14 protein-coding genes are annotated in these 16449 nt (G+C 39.6%); 7 read left to right on the top strand and 7 right to left on the bottom strand.

Annotated features, from left to right (window positions below; genetic code table 11):
- Window positions 1-250: 250 nt before the first annotated feature.
- From AA650_RS09350 to mnmG, 6 genes are all read right to left on the bottom strand, one after another.
- Window positions 251-1915: an alpha/beta hydrolase gene (locus tag AA650_RS09350; protein WP_053538802.1), complete on the bottom strand. Its 1665-nt coding sequence runs from the start codon at window positions 1913-1915 to the stop codon at window positions 251-253.
- A gap of 420 nt (window positions 1916-2335) precedes the next feature.
- Window positions 2336-3595: a hypothetical protein gene (locus AA650_RS09355; RefSeq protein WP_053538803.1), complete on the bottom strand. Its 1260-nt coding sequence runs from the start codon at window positions 3593-3595 to the stop codon at window positions 2336-2338.
- A 799-nt stretch (window positions 3596-4394) separates the two neighbouring features.
- Window positions 4395-5009, bottom strand: a complete 615-nt coding sequence (locus AA650_RS09360; RefSeq protein ID WP_190383042.1) for an IS607 family transposase — start codon at window positions 5007-5009, stop codon at window positions 4395-4397.
- Window positions 4970-6544 carry a group II intron reverse transcriptase/maturase gene (locus AA650_RS09365; protein WP_053538805.1) on the bottom strand — a complete coding sequence of 525 codons (1575 nt, stop codon included), beginning with the start codon at window positions 6542-6544 and terminating at the stop codon, window positions 4970-4972. The genes AA650_RS09360 and AA650_RS09365 overlap by 40 nt, the downstream gene beginning before the upstream one ends.
- Window positions 6545-7074: 530 nt before the next feature.
- The gene (locus AA650_RS09370; RefSeq protein WP_233455482.1) at window positions 7075-7218 is read right to left on the bottom strand and encodes an excisionase family DNA-binding protein; all 144 of its coding nucleotides are present in this window, start codon (window positions 7216-7218) and stop codon (window positions 7075-7077) included.
- Window positions 7219-7361: 143 nt separating this feature from the next.
- Entirely contained in the window at window positions 7362-9275 is a 1914-nt protein-coding gene (mnmG, locus tag AA650_RS09375) for a tRNA uridine-5-carboxymethylaminomethyl(34) synthesis enzyme MnmG (protein ID WP_053538807.1), read from the bottom strand.
- Window positions 9276-9579: 304 nt separating this feature from the next.
- Between mnmG and AA650_RS09380 the strand changes: the two genes are divergently transcribed.
- The 6 genes from AA650_RS09380 (at window position 9580) to AA650_RS09400 (ending at window position 14154) form a co-directional block, all read left to right on the top strand.
- Window positions 9580-10740: an AAA family ATPase gene (locus AA650_RS09380; RefSeq protein WP_053538808.1), complete on the top strand. Its 1161-nt coding sequence runs from the start codon at window positions 9580-9582 to the stop codon at window positions 10738-10740.
- Window positions 10741-10849: 109 nt separating this feature from the next.
- Entirely contained in the window at window positions 10850-11515 is a 666-nt protein-coding gene (locus AA650_RS09385; protein ID WP_053538809.1) for a hypothetical protein, read from the top strand.
- 382 nt (window positions 11516-11897) lie between these two features.
- Complete coding sequence (locus tag AA650_RS09390; protein WP_053538810.1) at window positions 11898-12218, top strand: 2Fe-2S iron-sulfur cluster-binding protein; 321 nt, start codon at window positions 11898-11900, stop codon at window positions 12216-12218.
- Between the two features lie 63 nt (window positions 12219-12281).
- Complete coding sequence (locus tag AA650_RS27770) at window positions 12282-12452, top strand: hypothetical protein (protein ID WP_168467300.1); 171 nt, start codon at window positions 12282-12284, stop codon at window positions 12450-12452.
- Window positions 12453-12504: 52 nt separating this feature from the next.
- Window positions 12505-13566 (top strand): DUF3326 domain-containing protein, encoded by a 1062-nt coding sequence (locus tag AA650_RS09395; protein WP_053541236.1) that lies wholly within the window; start codon window positions 12505-12507, stop codon window positions 13564-13566.
- A 6-nt stretch (window positions 13567-13572) separates the two neighbouring features.
- Complete coding sequence (locus AA650_RS09400; RefSeq protein ID WP_053538811.1) at window positions 13573-14154, top strand: CPBP family intramembrane glutamic endopeptidase; 582 nt, start codon at window positions 13573-13575, stop codon at window positions 14152-14154.
- A 410-nt stretch (window positions 14155-14564) separates the two neighbouring features.
- Here the strand turns inward: AA650_RS09400 and AA650_RS09405 are convergent, their stop codons facing one another.
- Window positions 14565-14882: a hypothetical protein gene (locus AA650_RS09405; RefSeq protein ID WP_053538812.1), complete on the bottom strand. Its 318-nt coding sequence runs from the start codon at window positions 14880-14882 to the stop codon at window positions 14565-14567.
- A gap of 136 nt (window positions 14883-15018) precedes the next feature.
- Between AA650_RS09405 and AA650_RS09410 the strand changes: the two genes are divergently transcribed.
- Window positions 15019-16344: a WD40 repeat domain-containing protein gene (locus tag AA650_RS09410; RefSeq protein ID WP_081424194.1), complete on the top strand. Its 1326-nt coding sequence runs from the start codon at window positions 15019-15021 to the stop codon at window positions 16342-16344.
- Window positions 16345-16449: the final 105 nt, after the last annotated feature.

The following is a 16449-nucleotide window of genomic DNA, read 5'->3' on the forward strand; positions in this document are numbered from 1 at the left end:
CCATTTTCAAGCCTTGTAATCAATCAAATTTTCGGAGCTTTTAATGGTCATGTTATTTACGCCAACCTGTACTAGTGAAGAAACTCATCATATTTCACGCTTAAATTAGTCTTGGATTGAATATTCTCTCTTGAGAAGGATTCTGAAAATATAAAGAATCTATAGGATGGATTATATATTTTACCCTGAGTGAAGTTGGGCTTGGTTTACCCTCCAAGCCTTTTTATTTATTTGCTCGTCCTTCAACCTATTATTTATTGGCTGTCATACCTGGACCTTGTGCTTCTTGTATCATTTCAGGAGAAAGTTCTCGCACTGTGCGAAAGGGAAATAGACGAGTTGAGGAAATTTGAGCGTAGTCGGCAGTCAGAAAAGGAGCATATTGACTAGCTTCAGGAGTTAACTGTGCTGCCATTGCTAGGGTAATACCTTTGAGAAACTTCCGCACATCTTTAGCTTGTTCTCCAACTACTTCTTTGTTCAAGATAGGTGTATTTGATTTCCCCATTTGATATGGGGTCAGACTAGGATCTATAATGCTCAAATGAGAAGCACCAACCACACCCACCAACCACTTTGGGGAGGGAATTTTCGCAAAACCCATAACTTGTTCAGTTAATGCAGGGGTAATTTTATCTGCGGAACTAGAGAGGATTAATGTGGGAATTTGTACTTTTGTTAACCCAGTTTCCCCAAACATTAAAGAGGTGGTAGGATTGAGGGCGATCGCCTGTTTAATTCTCCCATCTCGCAATTGATAGGTTTTTTCTGGTAATGCTTGAGCCACACATTGAAGAGTTTCACCCAAGTTAGCATTAGCTAAGTTTTGCTGACAGCGTTGTTTGAGGGTTTCGATTTGTAATTCGCCCCCAGCCAATGCTAAAGCCGTTCCCCCACCAAAGAAATAACCTACAACCATCACATTGTTAGTTGCTAATTTTCCCCGTAAAGGACTATTCGCAGTTTGGTTAACTTTTTCCAATTCATCAACAATAAAACTAACATCTTTGGGACGGTCTAAAAATTCTTGGGGTTCAACAAGTTGTTTTCTACCTTTACTGACTGCCTTAAAAGTAGTTTCATTACTACCAGGATGTTCCAAAGCCGCAACAACATAACCATGAGAAGCCAAATGTTCGGCTAAATAACGCAAGTCAGTCCGCACCGAACCCCAACCATGAGACAAGACAATTACAGGTTTATTTACACTTGCAGCGGTAGAGAAGTAAACATCTAGGGGAATTTGTCGTTGACGCTTTTGGTCATTGAAACTTAACTTGAGTGTCTGTACCTGTGCGCTTCCTGCTTGAGTAGGATCTAGAGAAGACGCAACTTTGATATCTTTAGGGTTAACTTGGGGAGAAAGACCAAACATAAACCGCTGAGTGCGGACAAATGCACCATTTAAACTCCCCGCCACAGTTAAAGCCTGGGGTAAATTAATTTCTAGGCGTTTACTGGGATAGGCAGCAATAAAACTTAGTATAGATAAACCCTGTGGAGAATTAGCAGCTAAAACCAATCCCCCTTTCATAGCTTGTAATCCCGATTGATCTCGACGGGTAATAGCTGTAGAGACATCGCTAAGAATTGTAGTCCCAATTTGGGTATTGATTAATCTATCTAAAGTAGCAACATTTATGGGAATTCGGATTTTTAGTCCCTCTACCAAAAAACGACGTTGTTCTTCAGTCATTCTTTTGGTATAAGTTCCCAAACTATCTGGTAATTTGCCAGTTTCCGTAGATTTTTTTAACTCTTCCAAGGATACAGATTCCTCTATGGGTCCATAACGAATCACAACCGTATCTGCTGCGTGGACAGAAGAATTAATTCCAAAAAACGGTGTCAGCGCGACAACACAAAATGCCCCTGTAAATACCTTAAAATTCTTCCAGCTTTTCTCTGTGAACATCTTTATATTGCCCCTCAACTTAGGAGATTCTACCTGATTTTACGTTTTTTATCCTACCCCATTTCTGAATCAGCAACTCCCATAGGTGCAATAGCTAACAGATAGTACACAGAACCCTATTATCAAATAACTATCTGGCGTTGCTGATTAAGGGTATGAATTTTAGTCTCACGCAAAGGCGCAAAGACGCACTGAGGTTTGAGTTTTCAAGGTTCAATTTGGGAATTTCATACCTCAATATGGCTACGCCACGCAGGCTATCAGCAACGCCAACTATCTTAATATCAGTAGGCTTCTCAGATAGAAGTATAAAAAATAAGTGTAAAAGTTAGTGCCGTACTACGGTACTAAAAACTAAAGAAGCTGATTACACAGGCTTTTCAGAAGATATTCAATTTTTGTTTGACTCATGCAGTTGTATTAAAGCTTTTGTCCTGTGTAGATAGAGCGAACTTCACCATTACGGCGAACAATAGCTTCTCCGTTACTGACTTCTACTAGTGTCCAACCTGTAGTACCGATATTTTCACCTATATTAATTCGGCGACTAATACCATCTACCTTAAACAAAGCCACAGATTTATTACCCAACTCCAATAGTCCCTCTAATTGTGCAGAATAGCTAGGTGCTGCAACCTGTTGTGGTATATTCTTAGTTTCTTTTACAGGTGCTGGGGGAACAATTGTTGGTAATTTCGGTGGTGCGACTTTCAGCGGTTGAGGATTAACGGCTGCTGGTTTGAGATTCACCTGTGTTGTTTTGGGTATCGGCTTAATTGCTGGTTGTATAGTATTAATAGTAGGAGAATTATTAACTGTTAAAGATGAAGGTAAGGTAGGTGGTACTGGGACTGTGGGAACAATTGGTATTTGATATTTGAGTGCGGGAGACTGATAAACTGGAATATATATGCGCTCAACCACATTAGGGGTAGTCAAGCGATTATTAGCAGGTAGCATATTGGTTGCTGCTACAGGTAATGGTGGAGTTTCTGTTAGTTGGGTATTTGGTAAAGGTAAGGCAGTGGTTTGATTCAGATTAACAGTGGGAAATCCTGGTTTAGCAATTGTTTTACCATTGGTTGTCCCTTGCTGTTCTATCACAGTTAAGGCTTCCAACATATAATTTACTAAGTCTAACTGAGGATCTGTGATTACAGATGCAGGTGATGGTGTCTGGTGATTTGGCAAACTTTGGGAAGTTAATTGGGCATTTATTGTATTTAATAAACCAGACTCAGTTAAGTAGACCATACCCAAAGTCCCGACGGTTAGGCTTAATCCCATAAATATTAGTTTACCTAAACCACTGGTTTGTTGTTGTTCAGTAGTTGCAATTGCTTTGATAGATGGATGATTAACTACTAGTGTAGTGGTTTGGACGTTTTTAATGGGTGCAGTAGATTGTAATGGACGATTAAGTTTTGATGGTAAAACCACATCTGGCATTTGAAATGTCATAGTTTGCACGGGGACAGATTCGTTTCTGCCTCTATGATGATTTCGCTTGTTTCGACCATCAAGAATGTTGTCAATATCATGAAAAAGTTCGTCCATTAAGCTTTCAGCATAGGTTTCTATTGTCCAAGGCTCGTTGTTGACGAAATCTATGGCTAAAGACATACTGGTGCTATCGGACGCTTCTGAAACAAATAAATCAGTGCTGGATTTGGGTAACATAGGCTTTTTCGGTTTTCAGTTGTCAGTTGTCAGTTGTCTAAGAGGCAATACTGCTCGGTTAAGCGAAGTCATTATATGGTAGGTTGAGTTGTGGAATGTCAGCGTTGCGGAGCAATGTAACGTTTACGGAGTGTGGCATATTCCTGCGGTAGCGTGCCAGAGGCATCAGCCATAACCCAACATTATCAAGGATTTTGTTGGGTTTCGCGATCGCTCAACCCAACCTTGTATCTTAGAGGATGTTTTAAAAGTGGTATCCCGTAATTTTTATCACATTTTTACCCCCCTTAGTCCCCTCTTGTAAAGGCTACTGTGTACACACAAGTTATCTAATTACCATTATTCCTCAAATTACCCCACCCTAACCCTCCCCGATGCTTTGGGGAGAGAACTAATTTTTCCGGTTTCCCCCCAAAGCATCGGGGGGACTAAGGGGGGTAATTTAACTTGTGTGTACACGATAGCTTGTAAAGGGGGGAAACAATAAAAATCCAGTTCCCTCCCCTTTAAGTAGTGAGACAGAATTAATTACACAATGTCATTGCGTTAGCGTAGCGTGGCGTTAGCCATATGGAACGAAGTGAAATGAAGCAATCGCAGGGGTTGTGATTGCTTCCCTTCGCTCGCAATGACTGTAAATATTTTTGTCCAATTACTTATAAGGGGAGGGTTAGGGAGGGGTAAAACATTTGATACAGCAATCATGACTTTTCAAACACCCTCTAAGAGAAGGAATAAGGAAGAAGAAAATTTTCCATACTAGAATAGTTCAGCAGCAACCCATTTTTTCCAAATAAGCTCAAGTTCCTTTGCTGGGTACACTCGGTAACTCGCTGTCTTCAATGACTTGTTTTTTGTACTTTCTAAGTCCATACAATCGGCAACTGAAGACATGGATAATGGCAAGGATATCTTCAACCATTTCGATTTCTGGGCTGAGGTTCGTTTGCTTGAGAACCAATATTTGAGTTTGCTGCCTAGCACAGAGCCATGAGATAAGATCGAATCCAAAGCGACAAAGCCGATCTTTGTGGGCAATGACAACAAGTTTGCAAGTGTTTCCGAGAACTCTGTCCAGTAAGGCTTGAAGACCTTTTCGTTTGAAGTTGAGTCCACTGCCGATGTCAGTGATGATTTCTGCGTCAGGGTAACGAGACTGGAGAAACTGAACCTGTTGCTCAAGGTCGTTTTTCTGACTGCGGCTTGAAACTCTGGCATATAGAACAGTGGCTCGCTCGTCTGATGGATTACCATGTCGAACAGGGATAATTGAATCGAGGTTATATCTGGTAGAGTCGAGGGCGGGTACTATCCCGCGCCCCTCTCTGTTAAATCTGGGCGTGCAGCTTTCACTGCACCCAGCTTCCGACGTTCTTAGCTTTCGCTTTTGCTCATGTGAAGATAATCGTGGCAGCTTTCGTGAATGGCTAGAAGGTTTTTAGTTTTCCAGTTTTGGTGGTTTCCATCTAAGTGATGTAAATGTACCTTCTCATCATTGAGCATTTTTAACCCACAATGACCACATTTATGGTTTTGCCGTTTGAGGGCTTTAGAGGTATGACTGTCATAGAGCTTGCTGTTGCGCTCGCTCCAATAACTCAAATCTCCGTCGTAAGGCGACTTTTCACCTTTGACATTGATATGTTTATTTTCGGAGTAAGGGACTGGGGGAAACGCCTTATCTAGTAATTGCTTGCTAGTGTGGCGGTTCTGTTTGGTTTCCTTGTTGAATACCTTGAATGCTCTTGTTTCGATGTGGAATAGCGAGTTACGCGATCCGTCCATCTTGCAGAAGCGGTGGTAATTCCTCCAACCTCTAACTACAGGGGCTAATTTCTCAGCCTTAGTGGTAGCACCATAATTCGAGTTGTTGACGATGAATTTTACTTTCTTGCGGAAAGATTTATAGTTATCCACTGATGGAACGCATCTAAATTTCCCGTTTTTCTGGACTTTGAAGTTCCAGCCTAGAAAATCAAACCCATCTGTCGCGGCGGTTAGCTTTGTCTTTTTCTCACTGACTTTCATTCCCCGTTCTGCTAGGAACTGACTGATTTTGTCAAGTATTTCTATGGCATCGTCTTGAGGTCGGAGTATTATTACCATGTCATCCGCGTACCGGATTGTTGGTTCAATAATTTCTCTCTTTGAGGTTTTTTCTGTAATTCGGCAATTAGATATCTTATGATATCTATGAATACTTTCAATCCCATTCAAAGCGATGTTAGCTAGTAGTGCACTTACCACGCCCCCTTGAGGTGTTCCTTGTTCAGGAAATTCTGGATTGACTCCGGCTTTGAGACATCGGAAAATCCCTTGTCTTATGCTTCTGGGAGCTATGAGTTTATCCATGATGGCGGAATGGTTTATCCTGTCGAAGCATTTTTCAATATCGAGTTCAATAACTCGTTTATCTATTCCGTTGGCGTTGGAGTTTAGGTTATTAAACAGGATTTTTTGGGCATCATGCGCTGAACGTCCCGTTCTGAACCCGTAGCTTTTGGCGTGGAAGGTTGCTTCGTGCGCTGGTTCTAATGCGTATTTGATAAGGCATTGATACGCTCTATCTGCAATAGTGGGGACTTTGAGAATCCGGGTTTTACCGTCCTTTTTGGGCATGGGTATTTCACGTAATCCCTGGTGTTTCCAGTCGTTACATTCGGTTCTAAGCTTTTCACTCAGTTGAAACCTTTGCTCAAATGTGAGCGCGGTCTTCCCGTCAATTCCCGCTGTCTTTTTTCCAGCATTTAGCTGTGTTACTTGACGAATAGCCAGTAATCTTGCTGCGGTTGATTTCAGAATCAGCTTTTGTAGGGACTTGGCTTTGCGCTTGTCTCCAACTTGAACCGCTTTATACACTCGTTTTTGTAGGCGGAATAAGTTACGGCGGAATTGCTTCCAGGGTAACGTTTTCCAAGATTCACTAGAGTTGTCTCTGTGTCTAATCATGCTCTGCGACCATCTGTGTATTCTGAACACCTCAGACCAGTTACGGTCTGTCCTACCCGAATTGAAGGGATTCCGCTGCTCGTCTAGCCTACTTATGGGGTTCGACCGCCCCTAGACCCTCAATCCGTTTTTATTCGTTCCCTCGGTTGATTGTTAGTTCCGTTAGGTGTAGCCAATTCAACCACTGGATTCCCTAGACTCTTACCGATATTCAAAGAGGATGCGGCGGGAATTAGCTCCAATGAAGTCAGGATTTTGATGTTGTGTCCTGCTTGGTGGTAGGTTGCTTTTCTAGGCTCTGTTTCACCGTAGGAACTCCCCGTTAGCACCAGTGTCACCCCACAACGGATGTCTGATTGCGCCCTGTTCCCAGCTTCACCCTCTAGAAACCGAGTCTAGTCAGTGTGGGCAGGTAGGGAGTCATACCTGAGTCTGGCAGATGGGACTTTCACCCATATCAGACCGAGAGTTCAACCTTTTCCATGATTGGATTGGGTTGGTTAGTTTATGTACGGACTGTTTACCGTGATTCAACTAACAACGAATCGCACTCTTTGTCCACCTTGGGTAAAGATGCCTTCGATTTTCCCGTCTTCAAGCCACCTTTCAAGTGTTTTGGTGCTGACTCCCAATCTGGTAGCAGCGACTCTTGGAGGTACATAATTTACTGTCATCGCCAGCCTAAGTTTGTTACTCGTCCTACCATACCACATGATGTCCAGATATGTCTAGTATGTCATGGTAAATCACGTTCTATATTTATCTCCTCCCTATTACCTATTACCCATTCAGGCAAGAGGGAGAATTTGTTTCCCAATTACCTATTACCTATTACCGTCTTGTTTTTAGCTAGTTCTAAATATATCAAAAGAGCGTTGATATCGGCTGGGTTAACTCCGCCAATTCTTGCTGCTTGTCCAATGGTGAGGGGTTTAACTTTGTTGAGTTTTTCTCGGGATTCTTTAGATAAAGTCTCAATGGTTGAGTAGTCCAAATCACTAGATAGTTGGCGATTTGCTTGACGGGCAACTTGGTCAATTTGGTTTTGCTGTCTGGCTAAATAACCGGCATATTTGATGTCAATTTCTGCTCCTTCTTTTTCGGCTTGTTTGAGGGCAGGGTTATGAAGTCCGTGGCGTTCTAAATCAAGATAATGAATACCTGAACGACGCAGTAAATCAGCCAGGGTAATAGAACCTCTAATTGCTTCTTGGGTATCGTGAGCGATCGCTTGCCCCACTGCCTCATTCTCTTTTATTCTAGTAACATGAAGGCGTTTTTTCTCCCCTGTAATTTGTTCTTGTTTTTGACTATACAAATCCCAACGTCGGTCATCAATTAAACCTATTTCCCGTCCCAAAGGTGTCATGCGGATATCAGCATTATCAGAACGCAGTAATAACCGATACTCTGACCGACTGGTGAGCATCCGATAAGGTTCGCGTAAATCCTTCGTACACAGGTCATCAATTAGAGTGCCAATATAACTTTGTTCACGGGGAAAAATAATCATTTCCTTACCCCGGACAAACCGCGCTGCATTGATTCCCGCTACTATTCCTTGGGCAGCAGCTTCTTCATAACCAGTCGTCCCGTTGACCTGTCCGGCACAAAATAACCCTGGGATTTTTTTTGTCATTAAGGTGGGAAAACACTGAGTTGTGGGCAAATAATCATACTCTACAGCATAAGCCGGACGCAACATCACACAATTTTCCAAACCAGTCAAACTCCGCAACATCAAAATTTGCAAAGTTTCGGGTAAACCAGTGGAAAAGCCTTGGATATACAATTCAGGAATATCTCTTCCTTCCGGTTCGATAAAGATTTGGTGACTTTCCTTATCGGCAAAACGGACAATCTTATCTTCAATACTCGGACAATAGCGGGGTCCTTTTGCTTCCACCCAACCACCATACACCGGCGACAAATGCAAATTTTCCCGAATTAACCGATGAGTTTCTTGGGTTGTCCGGGTCATGTGACAAGGCATTTGTTCACGTTCTACCCACACTTCGGGGTCAAAACTAAACCACCGCACAGCTTCGTCTCCCGGTTGAATTTCCATTTGACTGTAATCAACGGAACGCTTATCAACCCGTGCTGGTGTCCCAGTTTTCAGTCTGCCGGTTTCAAATCCCAAACGATTCAAAGTTTGTGTTAATCCTTCCGCTGCAAACTCTCCCGCGCGTCCTGCGGGCATTGATTTATTCCCCACCCAAATTTTACCACCTAGAAATGTGCCGGTGGTGAGAATTACCGCTTTGCAGTGAAAAGATACGCCAAAATATGTTTCTAAACCAATAACTTCATTACTATCATTTAAGATTAAATCCGTCACCATGCCTTCCCGAATTGTCAAATTCTCCTGATTTTCGACAATTCCCTTCATTATCGCTGCATATTCCCGCTTATCAGTTTGCGCCCGTAATGCCCATACCGCTGGACCCCGTGAAGAGTTGAGGATGCGTTTTTGTAGGTATGTCCGGTCTGCCATTTTGCCAATTTCCCCACCCAAAGCATCTATTTCATGGGTTAATTGGGACTTAGCAGGACCACCCACTGCGGGGTTACAGGGTTGCCAAGCGATTTTATCTAAATTTAGGGTCAATAGCAGAGTCCGACAACCGAGGCGGGCAGTAGCAAGCGCTGCTTCGCAACCGGCGTGACCTGCACCGACGACAATCACATCATAAGCGTCTCGGAATTCAGCGGAATTGTGCATGGTCATAACCAATTAAGAATTAAAAATTAAAAGTTTAAAAAGCTAGTTACATTCAGTATTTTAGCGTATATTTAGGGGCGATTTCAGTTTTTGCTCTCTCAGTTACAGAAGTAGCAACGAGAGAGTTATTGTTTAGTTGTAGCAGATATAAGGTTTATTGAGGGTTGAACTGTAGTAATGGGTAAGAAAATTTACCAACTATTTATAATTACTAAATTTATGGTTATAAATTTTTATTTAAGCTAAAAGGATTAAGTTAAAATACACTGTGTCAGGTTTATTTTTGAAAATATCATTTAGATGTAAAAACATGAAAATTAATCAACTAAGTTATTATGACCATAAAAGACAATGGCGAATTGAGCCAATCGAGTTTTCTGATTTTAATCTTCTAGTTGGTGTTTCTGGCGTTGGTAAAACTAGAATTTTACAAGCAATACTTGATTTGCAAAAAATATCTGAGGGTAAATCACTCAACGGAGTTGAATGGGATATACATTTTACTTATAAAAACAATGAATATCATTGGAGTGGTGAGTTTGAGTGCAATATCTCAAACAATTTAATATTGGAAAATGAAGAAAATAATTTCTCTAAAAATAGTAATTTCAAGATAAAGAATGAATCTTTATCTAAAAATGGAGAATTAATAATAGATAGAAATGAAATCGAAATAAAGTTCAAGAACAATATATTACCAATCAAGCCTTCACCAGTTCAAAGTGTAGTGGAAACATTAAATGGAGAAGCAGATATAGCAGCTGTCAAGCATGGATTCGAGAGCATAATTTCCACTGTTCAATGGTCAGATGCTTCTTTCTATAACGGTCTTATATATAATATTGTTATAGATAAAATATTTAAGGATAGTTCTTTAGATCAAAGGATGGTTGTTGACAAAAGATATTATCAATCTAACTTGCCAGTTCAGATTAAATTAGTAATTGCTTATTTTGAAAAAAATCCAATATTTCAAGCAATTAAAGAGAGATTTATAAATATATTTGAGCAAGTAGAAGATATCAAAATAGAACAAGATGAAGATGAAAATGAAGAGGACACTCTTTTAAATTCTATTCAAGAAAAAGCTCCTCTCACAATTAAAATAAAAGAAAAAGGCGTAAATAATTGGATTAGTGAAAAATATATATCATCTGGTATGTATAAAACCTTAATACAAATCAGTGAATGTTATTTGACTGCTGAAGGATCTGTGATTTTGATTGATGAATTTGAAAATAGTTTAGGAGTGAATTGTATTGATATTCTAAGTGATTTACTATCTGAAAGTAGGAATTTACAATTTATAATTACCAGTCACCATCCTTATATTATCAATAAAGTTGGAATGGAACATTGGAAAATAGTTACTCGCAAAGGTGGTGTAGTAACTGCTAAAGATGCAAAAGATTTTGGACTAGGTAAATCCAGACACGAAGCATTTATGCAATTGATTAATCTCGATGAATAAGCTGTTACGCAGCTAAATCTGATATTTAGTAGCCTAGAGTCCTTGCCGTAAGGCTTTCGGGCAAAAAAAGTAAATGCGTAACAGCTTATAATGAAGGAATATCAGCATAATGAATATCTATTTTCTTGTGGAGGGAGATACTGAAGAAAAAGTTTATAAAGCTTGGCTTAAGTATCTTCTACCAGAATTAACACGAATTGGACTACCCCATCAAGTTGATCATCATAACTATTATCTTTTCAATGCAAAAGGTCAACCGGGAATAATTGATAGACATCTACCTGATGCTATTGCAAATATTCAAGAGTATAGTAAATATAATTATCTTGTTATTTGTTTAGATGCGGAAGAAGTTACTATTGATTATAAAAAACAAGAAATTTATAAATGTTTAAAGTCTAATAACATTGATTTAGTAAATATCCACTTTCATATCATTGTTCAAAATCGCTGCTTTGACACTTGGTGCTTGGGAAATAAAGGAATTTATCCTTTACAAGCAGAAAATAGCCCATTGTTAGATTATACAAATTATTATGATGTTTCAATTAACTGTCCAGAAATTATGGGTAAACTGGATTTTAATACTCATGCTCAATTTCATAAGGATTATTTAAAAGAATTGTTTAAGATCAACAATCTTAAACATTATAAAATTACTAATGAAGTCATGAAAGAAGAATATTTAGAACAATTAATAGCCAGGGTTCAAAATGAAACTGAGCATTTACCTACCTTTCAAACCTTCATAGAATTTTGTAATATGATTAAGTAGGTGAACACAATAAAACCAAACTGTGTAAAGAAACGTAAAATCGCTGAAAACTTCTTTACTATTGCCTCTTGCCTCTTGCCTTGCTATAACGACAATTTTCAACGTCAACCTACTTAAATCAAAGTTGTGAAAATAACTAATGCCAGGTCAAACTCTTGCTACCAGAGGGTTTTTCTTCTGACTCCTGCTATAACTGACATCTTGCAGATGGTTAATGACAGCACAGTTTGATTTATCCCCATAAATATAAACGAACCAAATTCAACAACAGCCAAAAGCCTTGAGGATTAAGTCAAATTTAAGAATAAATATGGTAGAATGTCCTAATAATGTCAACAAGTAGAATAGAATATTTGTCTGTTGTCAAACACTGCTGCTATATATGTCCAAAATTTACACCGTAGAAATTAACCACCAAGGTACAAAACATACCCTGCAAGTTTCTGAAGATGAAAATATTCTTGACGCTGCCTCAGCTAATGGTTTAGACTTACCAACTTCTTGCGGTGCTGGTGTTTGTACAACTTGTGCGGCTTTGATTACAGAAGGAACTGTAAATCAAGAAGATGGTATGGGTGTAAGTCTAGATTTGCAAAAACAAGGCTATGCGCTGCTTTGTGTTGCTAAACCTCTTTCTGATTTAAAAATCGAAACAGAAAAAGAAGAGATTGTTTATAAAGCGCAATTTGGGAAAGGTGGATAATAATCACCAATCACCAAAAAGTTTCTGTATTCTCAAAATCATCAAGGCAAAGGATTTAGGATTATGACAACTCACTTTATTTCCGCTGAAATCGAATTGCAACAAACTCCCACAGAATTAGAAAAAGCGATTACAGTAGAATTGGAGAAACAAGGTGAACCCCTGCGTTGGGCTATTACCGCTGTTAATGAAGAAGCACAAACCGTAACAGTAGAAGCCGTAGTTACCGCTTAAATTTCTTCTTTGTATCTTTGCCTCTTTGCGCGAAAAAAAACCTGTGATACCCATCCAAAAACCATACACAGTAATTTTAATTATACCTACCGGCATTGGGGCGGCGATTGGCGGTTATGCTGGTGATGCGTTACCAGTAGCTAGAGTTATATCACAGGTATGCGATCGCTTGATTACTCACCCCAATGTTATGAACGGGGCAAGTCTATACTGGAATATTCCCAATGGCTTCTACGTCGAAGGATATGGTTTAGATAAATTTGCGGCTGGAGAATGGGGTTTACGTCCGGTTCGCAGTAATAGAGTCGGTTTGCTTTTAGACCAGGGTATCGAACCGGAATTAATGCTGCGACACTTGCAGGTAGCCGATGCAGCTAGAGCCACTCTAGGATTAAATATTACAAATCATGTTATTACTGATGCACCGCTAAACGTAGAATTACGAACTTCTCCATCAGGTGCTAGTTGGGGAACAATCGGTAATCCTGATAGTTTATTACGGGCTGCTGAAAAATTAATTATAGAAGAAAAAGCCGAAGCGATCGCTGTTGTTGCCCGTTTCCCCGACGATATGGACGAAACCGCAATTAAAAACTATCATCAAGGTCAAGGAGTAGATCCTATAGCCGGTGTAGAAGCCGTCATTAGCCATTTATTAGTTCGTACCTTTAAAATTCCCTGCGCCCATGCTCCTGCCCTTGCCAGCACCCCACCAGACGCAAATTTATCCCCCCCTGCAGCAGCGGAAGAATTGGGCTACACATTCTTACCTTGCGTTTTAGTTGGGTTGAGTAACGCCCCGCAATTTATCATTAATACAGAAAATCACAATTCTTTATCCACTGACATCTGGGCAAATCAAGTTGATGCTTTAATCATTCCTGCTACAGCTTGTGGAAGTAGTGCTTTATTGAGTTTAAGCCAGAAACAATGTCAAATAATTACAGTTGCAGAAAATAAAACTTTGATGCAAGTTCCTGCATCCATGTTAAGAATTCCCACCTTGCAGGTAAACTCATATTTAGAAGCAGTAGGTGTATTAGTCGCTCATAAAGCAGGTATCAATCCTTCCTCATTAACAATTAACAATCACCAATTACCAATTATTTTTTAAAATCCTGTGATTGAACAACAAAACCAAGAACCAGAAATACCCTATTTAACACGCACCCAAGTCTTAGTAGCAATGGGTGTAACCGCAATTATTCTCTGGATAGTTGCTAAATTATGGTTACGCTGGGGTAATATCGCGCTTTTTAAGTGGCACTGGCAAGAACAAGATTTATTATTAGGAATTAGTTTAGGTGTAATTATTACCATATTAAGTGGTTTAGCTTATCGTCTTTCCCCTTCCTACCGCAGAAGTGCCGATTATTATCTAGAAATGGTTCTTAAACCGTTAGTTTTACCAGACTTAATTTGGTTAGGACTACTTCCTGGTTTAAGTGAAGAATTATTATTTCGAGGTGTAATGCTACCCGCTTTAGGCGCAGATTATACCGCTGTGATCCTATCCAGTCTTTGTTTTGGAGTCCTACACCTTAGCGGTCCCGAACAATGGCCTTATGTAATTTGGGCAACCATTGTTGGTATTATTTTAGGTTGTAGCACCCTATTAAGTGGCAACTTGTTATTACCAATAGTTGCTCATATGGTGACAAATTGGCTATCTAGCTATTTATGGAAAATTCAAAAACTTTAGATATGGTTGGCTGAGTTGTTGAGGTTCTTCGGTTATTTTTATGGAAAACCTGGTTCAAAATCATTGAAAGCCCTATTGTGTAGGCATTTCATTGAAAATATGGAAATAATTGTTTATAACCCTTGTCCCGTAAGGGTTTTGTTATCATCAATCCTCAATCACCATAAAAGAGACGCAAGAGCCTAATACATCAATGTCAGTAATTTTGAAGGACTCTGCTTTCTTAGTTGCCACATCAATTAATAGTTTGATTGTTTCCAGTTTGCGATGAAGTTCCTGAACATAAGTAGGTTGGCGTTGAAAATTGTCGTTATGGCAGGGCAAGAGGCAAGAGGCAAAAGGCAAGAGTAAAGAGGTTTTGGGCGATTTTACGTTTCTTTACACAGTTTGGTTTTATTGTGTTCACCTACTTATAACCCCAACACTGCACCAACGCGACGGGGTTTAAAAGGATTTTCTAATACCTCTAAATCAGAGGGTAAATTCGGTGGAGGTGCTTCATCATAGAGATACATTGAGATAAACCCGACTAACTCTTCTTCGTATTCCAAAACAAAACAGAAAGATAGGGGTTTTCCTAATTGATAAGCCACATACCGCTCATAGTCAAAATCGGGTATGATTGGCATTGATTGGTCAGCAAGCGATCGCGCTTCCGCAAAGGTTTTCCATGGGGGAACGAGCGCACTTGTGTCTTCTAATGTTGCAATTCGTTGAATGTATGACATACTTACTCCAAATTGATTTACGTTAAAATTTATGGTGTTATATATTATTCTTGGGTTAGTTAACCGAATATATTTGGGTTTACACCGAGAAAAGTTAAAGCCATCCTTACAGCTTTTCTGTTTTCTTTGTTAAGACTTGAATATAATATTGGCTAGTAGTAGTGATGACCAGACAATTAGAATATGGGATATTAATAATGGAAAATGTTTGCATATTTTAAAAGGGCATAGTGGGAGAATTTGGTCTGTTACTTTTAGTCCTAGTGGTAATAAATTGGCTAGTGGTAGTGGTGATGAAACCGTGAAAATTTGGAATACTGCTACCGGGGATTTATTAGCAAATTTACACGACAATCATCATCGAGTTCGTTGTGTGGCATTTAGTCCTGATGAAACCATATTAGTAAGTGGTTGTGATACACAAACTTTAAAACTGTGGGATACAAATACTGGAAAATGTCTGAGAACTTTACGGGGATATACAAGTTGGGTACGTGCTGTTAGTTTTAGTCCAGATGGTCAAAAATTAGCCAGTGGAAGCAATGATAAAACAGTGAGGTTATGGGATATTCACACAGGGGAATGTTTGACAACTTTAAGAGGACATAGCAGTTGGGTACGGACTGTTAGTTTTAGTCCAGATGGTCAAAAGTTAGCCAGTGGAAGTAATGATCAAACTATTAGGTTATGGGATATTGCTAGGGGAAAATGTCTCAAAACCCTAATTGGACATAAAGATTGGATATGGTGGGTAACTTTCAGTCCTGATGGTGAAATTTTGTTCAGTAGTAGTGATGATAGAACGGTGAAAATATGGGATGCTAATAGTGGAGAATGTCTAAAAACATGGCAACCTTTAAGTAGTTGGATCTGGTCTATGGCATTGAGTCCTAATGGTAAGATTTTGGCTACTGGTGATGATGATTATCAAGTCAGGTTATGGGATATTGACAGTAAACAATGCCACCATATTTGTATAGGACATTCTTTGCGTGTACAAGCCTTAGCTTTTAGTCATGATGGTAAAACTCTAGCAAGTGGCAGTGATGACGGCATGGTGAAGCTTTGGGATGTGAATACGGGTCAATTTTTACAGGAGTTTGAGGGACATTCTCGTGCTGTGAGAGCGATCGCCTATAGTCCTGATGATAAACTATTAGCAAGTAGTAGTGACGACCAAACTATTAGATTATGGGATTTCACACTCAGAAATACCGTCAGTTTCACAGAACATACTCAAGGTGTAGAATCACTTTCTTTCAGTCCTCAAGATCCAGTTTTAGCTAGTAGTAGCGAAGATGAAACAATTAAAATTTGGGATTTACAAAGAGGTGAATGTCGAAAAACTCTGAAAATTCACAGATTATACGAAGGTATGAACATCAACCATGCCACAGGTCTTAACCAAGCTCAAAAAGAAACAATAATCGCTCTAGGTGCTACTAATGCCAATAGAAATTAGAACAGGCTGATTCTAATCTTGTTAATACGAAAATGCTTTTAATTTTTACACAAAATATCCCACCTATAAGCCATTTCAGCATTATTTGGTGGGACTGAGGATAGT

Origin of the sequence: Anabaena sp. WA102 (genome assembly GCF_001277295.1) — a bacterium.
GTDB classification, from domain to species: domain Bacteria; phylum Cyanobacteriota; class Cyanobacteriia; order Cyanobacteriales; family Nostocaceae; genus Dolichospermum; species Dolichospermum heterosporum.

Coding starts and splice junctions, on each gene's coding strand:
- AA650_RS09370 (WP_233455482.1), bottom strand. CDS start 7,218: ATGACAGTAAATTATGTACCTCCAAGAGTCGCTGCTACCAGATTGGGA.
- AA650_RS27770 (WP_168467300.1), top strand. CDS start 12,282: ATGACAACTCACTTTATTTCCGCTGAAATCGAATTGCAACAAACTCCC.
- AA650_RS09405 (WP_053538812.1), bottom strand. CDS start 14,882: ATGTCATACATTCAACGAATTGCAACATTAGAAGACACAAGTGCGCTC.
- AA650_RS09350 (WP_053538802.1), bottom strand. CDS start 1,915: ATGTTCACAGAGAAAAGCTGGAAGAATTTTAAGGTATTTACAGGGGCA.
- AA650_RS09390 (WP_053538810.1), top strand. CDS start 11,898: ATGTCCAAAATTTACACCGTAGAAATTAACCACCAAGGTACAAAACAT.
- mnmG (WP_053538807.1), bottom strand. CDS start 9,275: ATGACCATGCACAATTCCGCTGAATTCCGAGACGCTTATGATGTGATT.
- AA650_RS09385 (WP_053538809.1), top strand. CDS start 10,850: ATGAATATCTATTTTCTTGTGGAGGGAGATACTGAAGAAAAAGTTTAT.
- AA650_RS09380 (WP_053538808.1), top strand. CDS start 9,580: ATGAAAATTAATCAACTAAGTTATTATGACCATAAAAGACAATGGCGA.
- AA650_RS09355 (WP_053538803.1), bottom strand. CDS start 3,595: ATGTTACCCAAATCCAGCACTGATTTATTTGTTTCAGAAGCGTCCGAT.
- AA650_RS09365 (WP_053538805.1), bottom strand. CDS start 6,544: ATGATTAGACACAGAGACAACTCTAGTGAATCTTGGAAAACGTTACCC.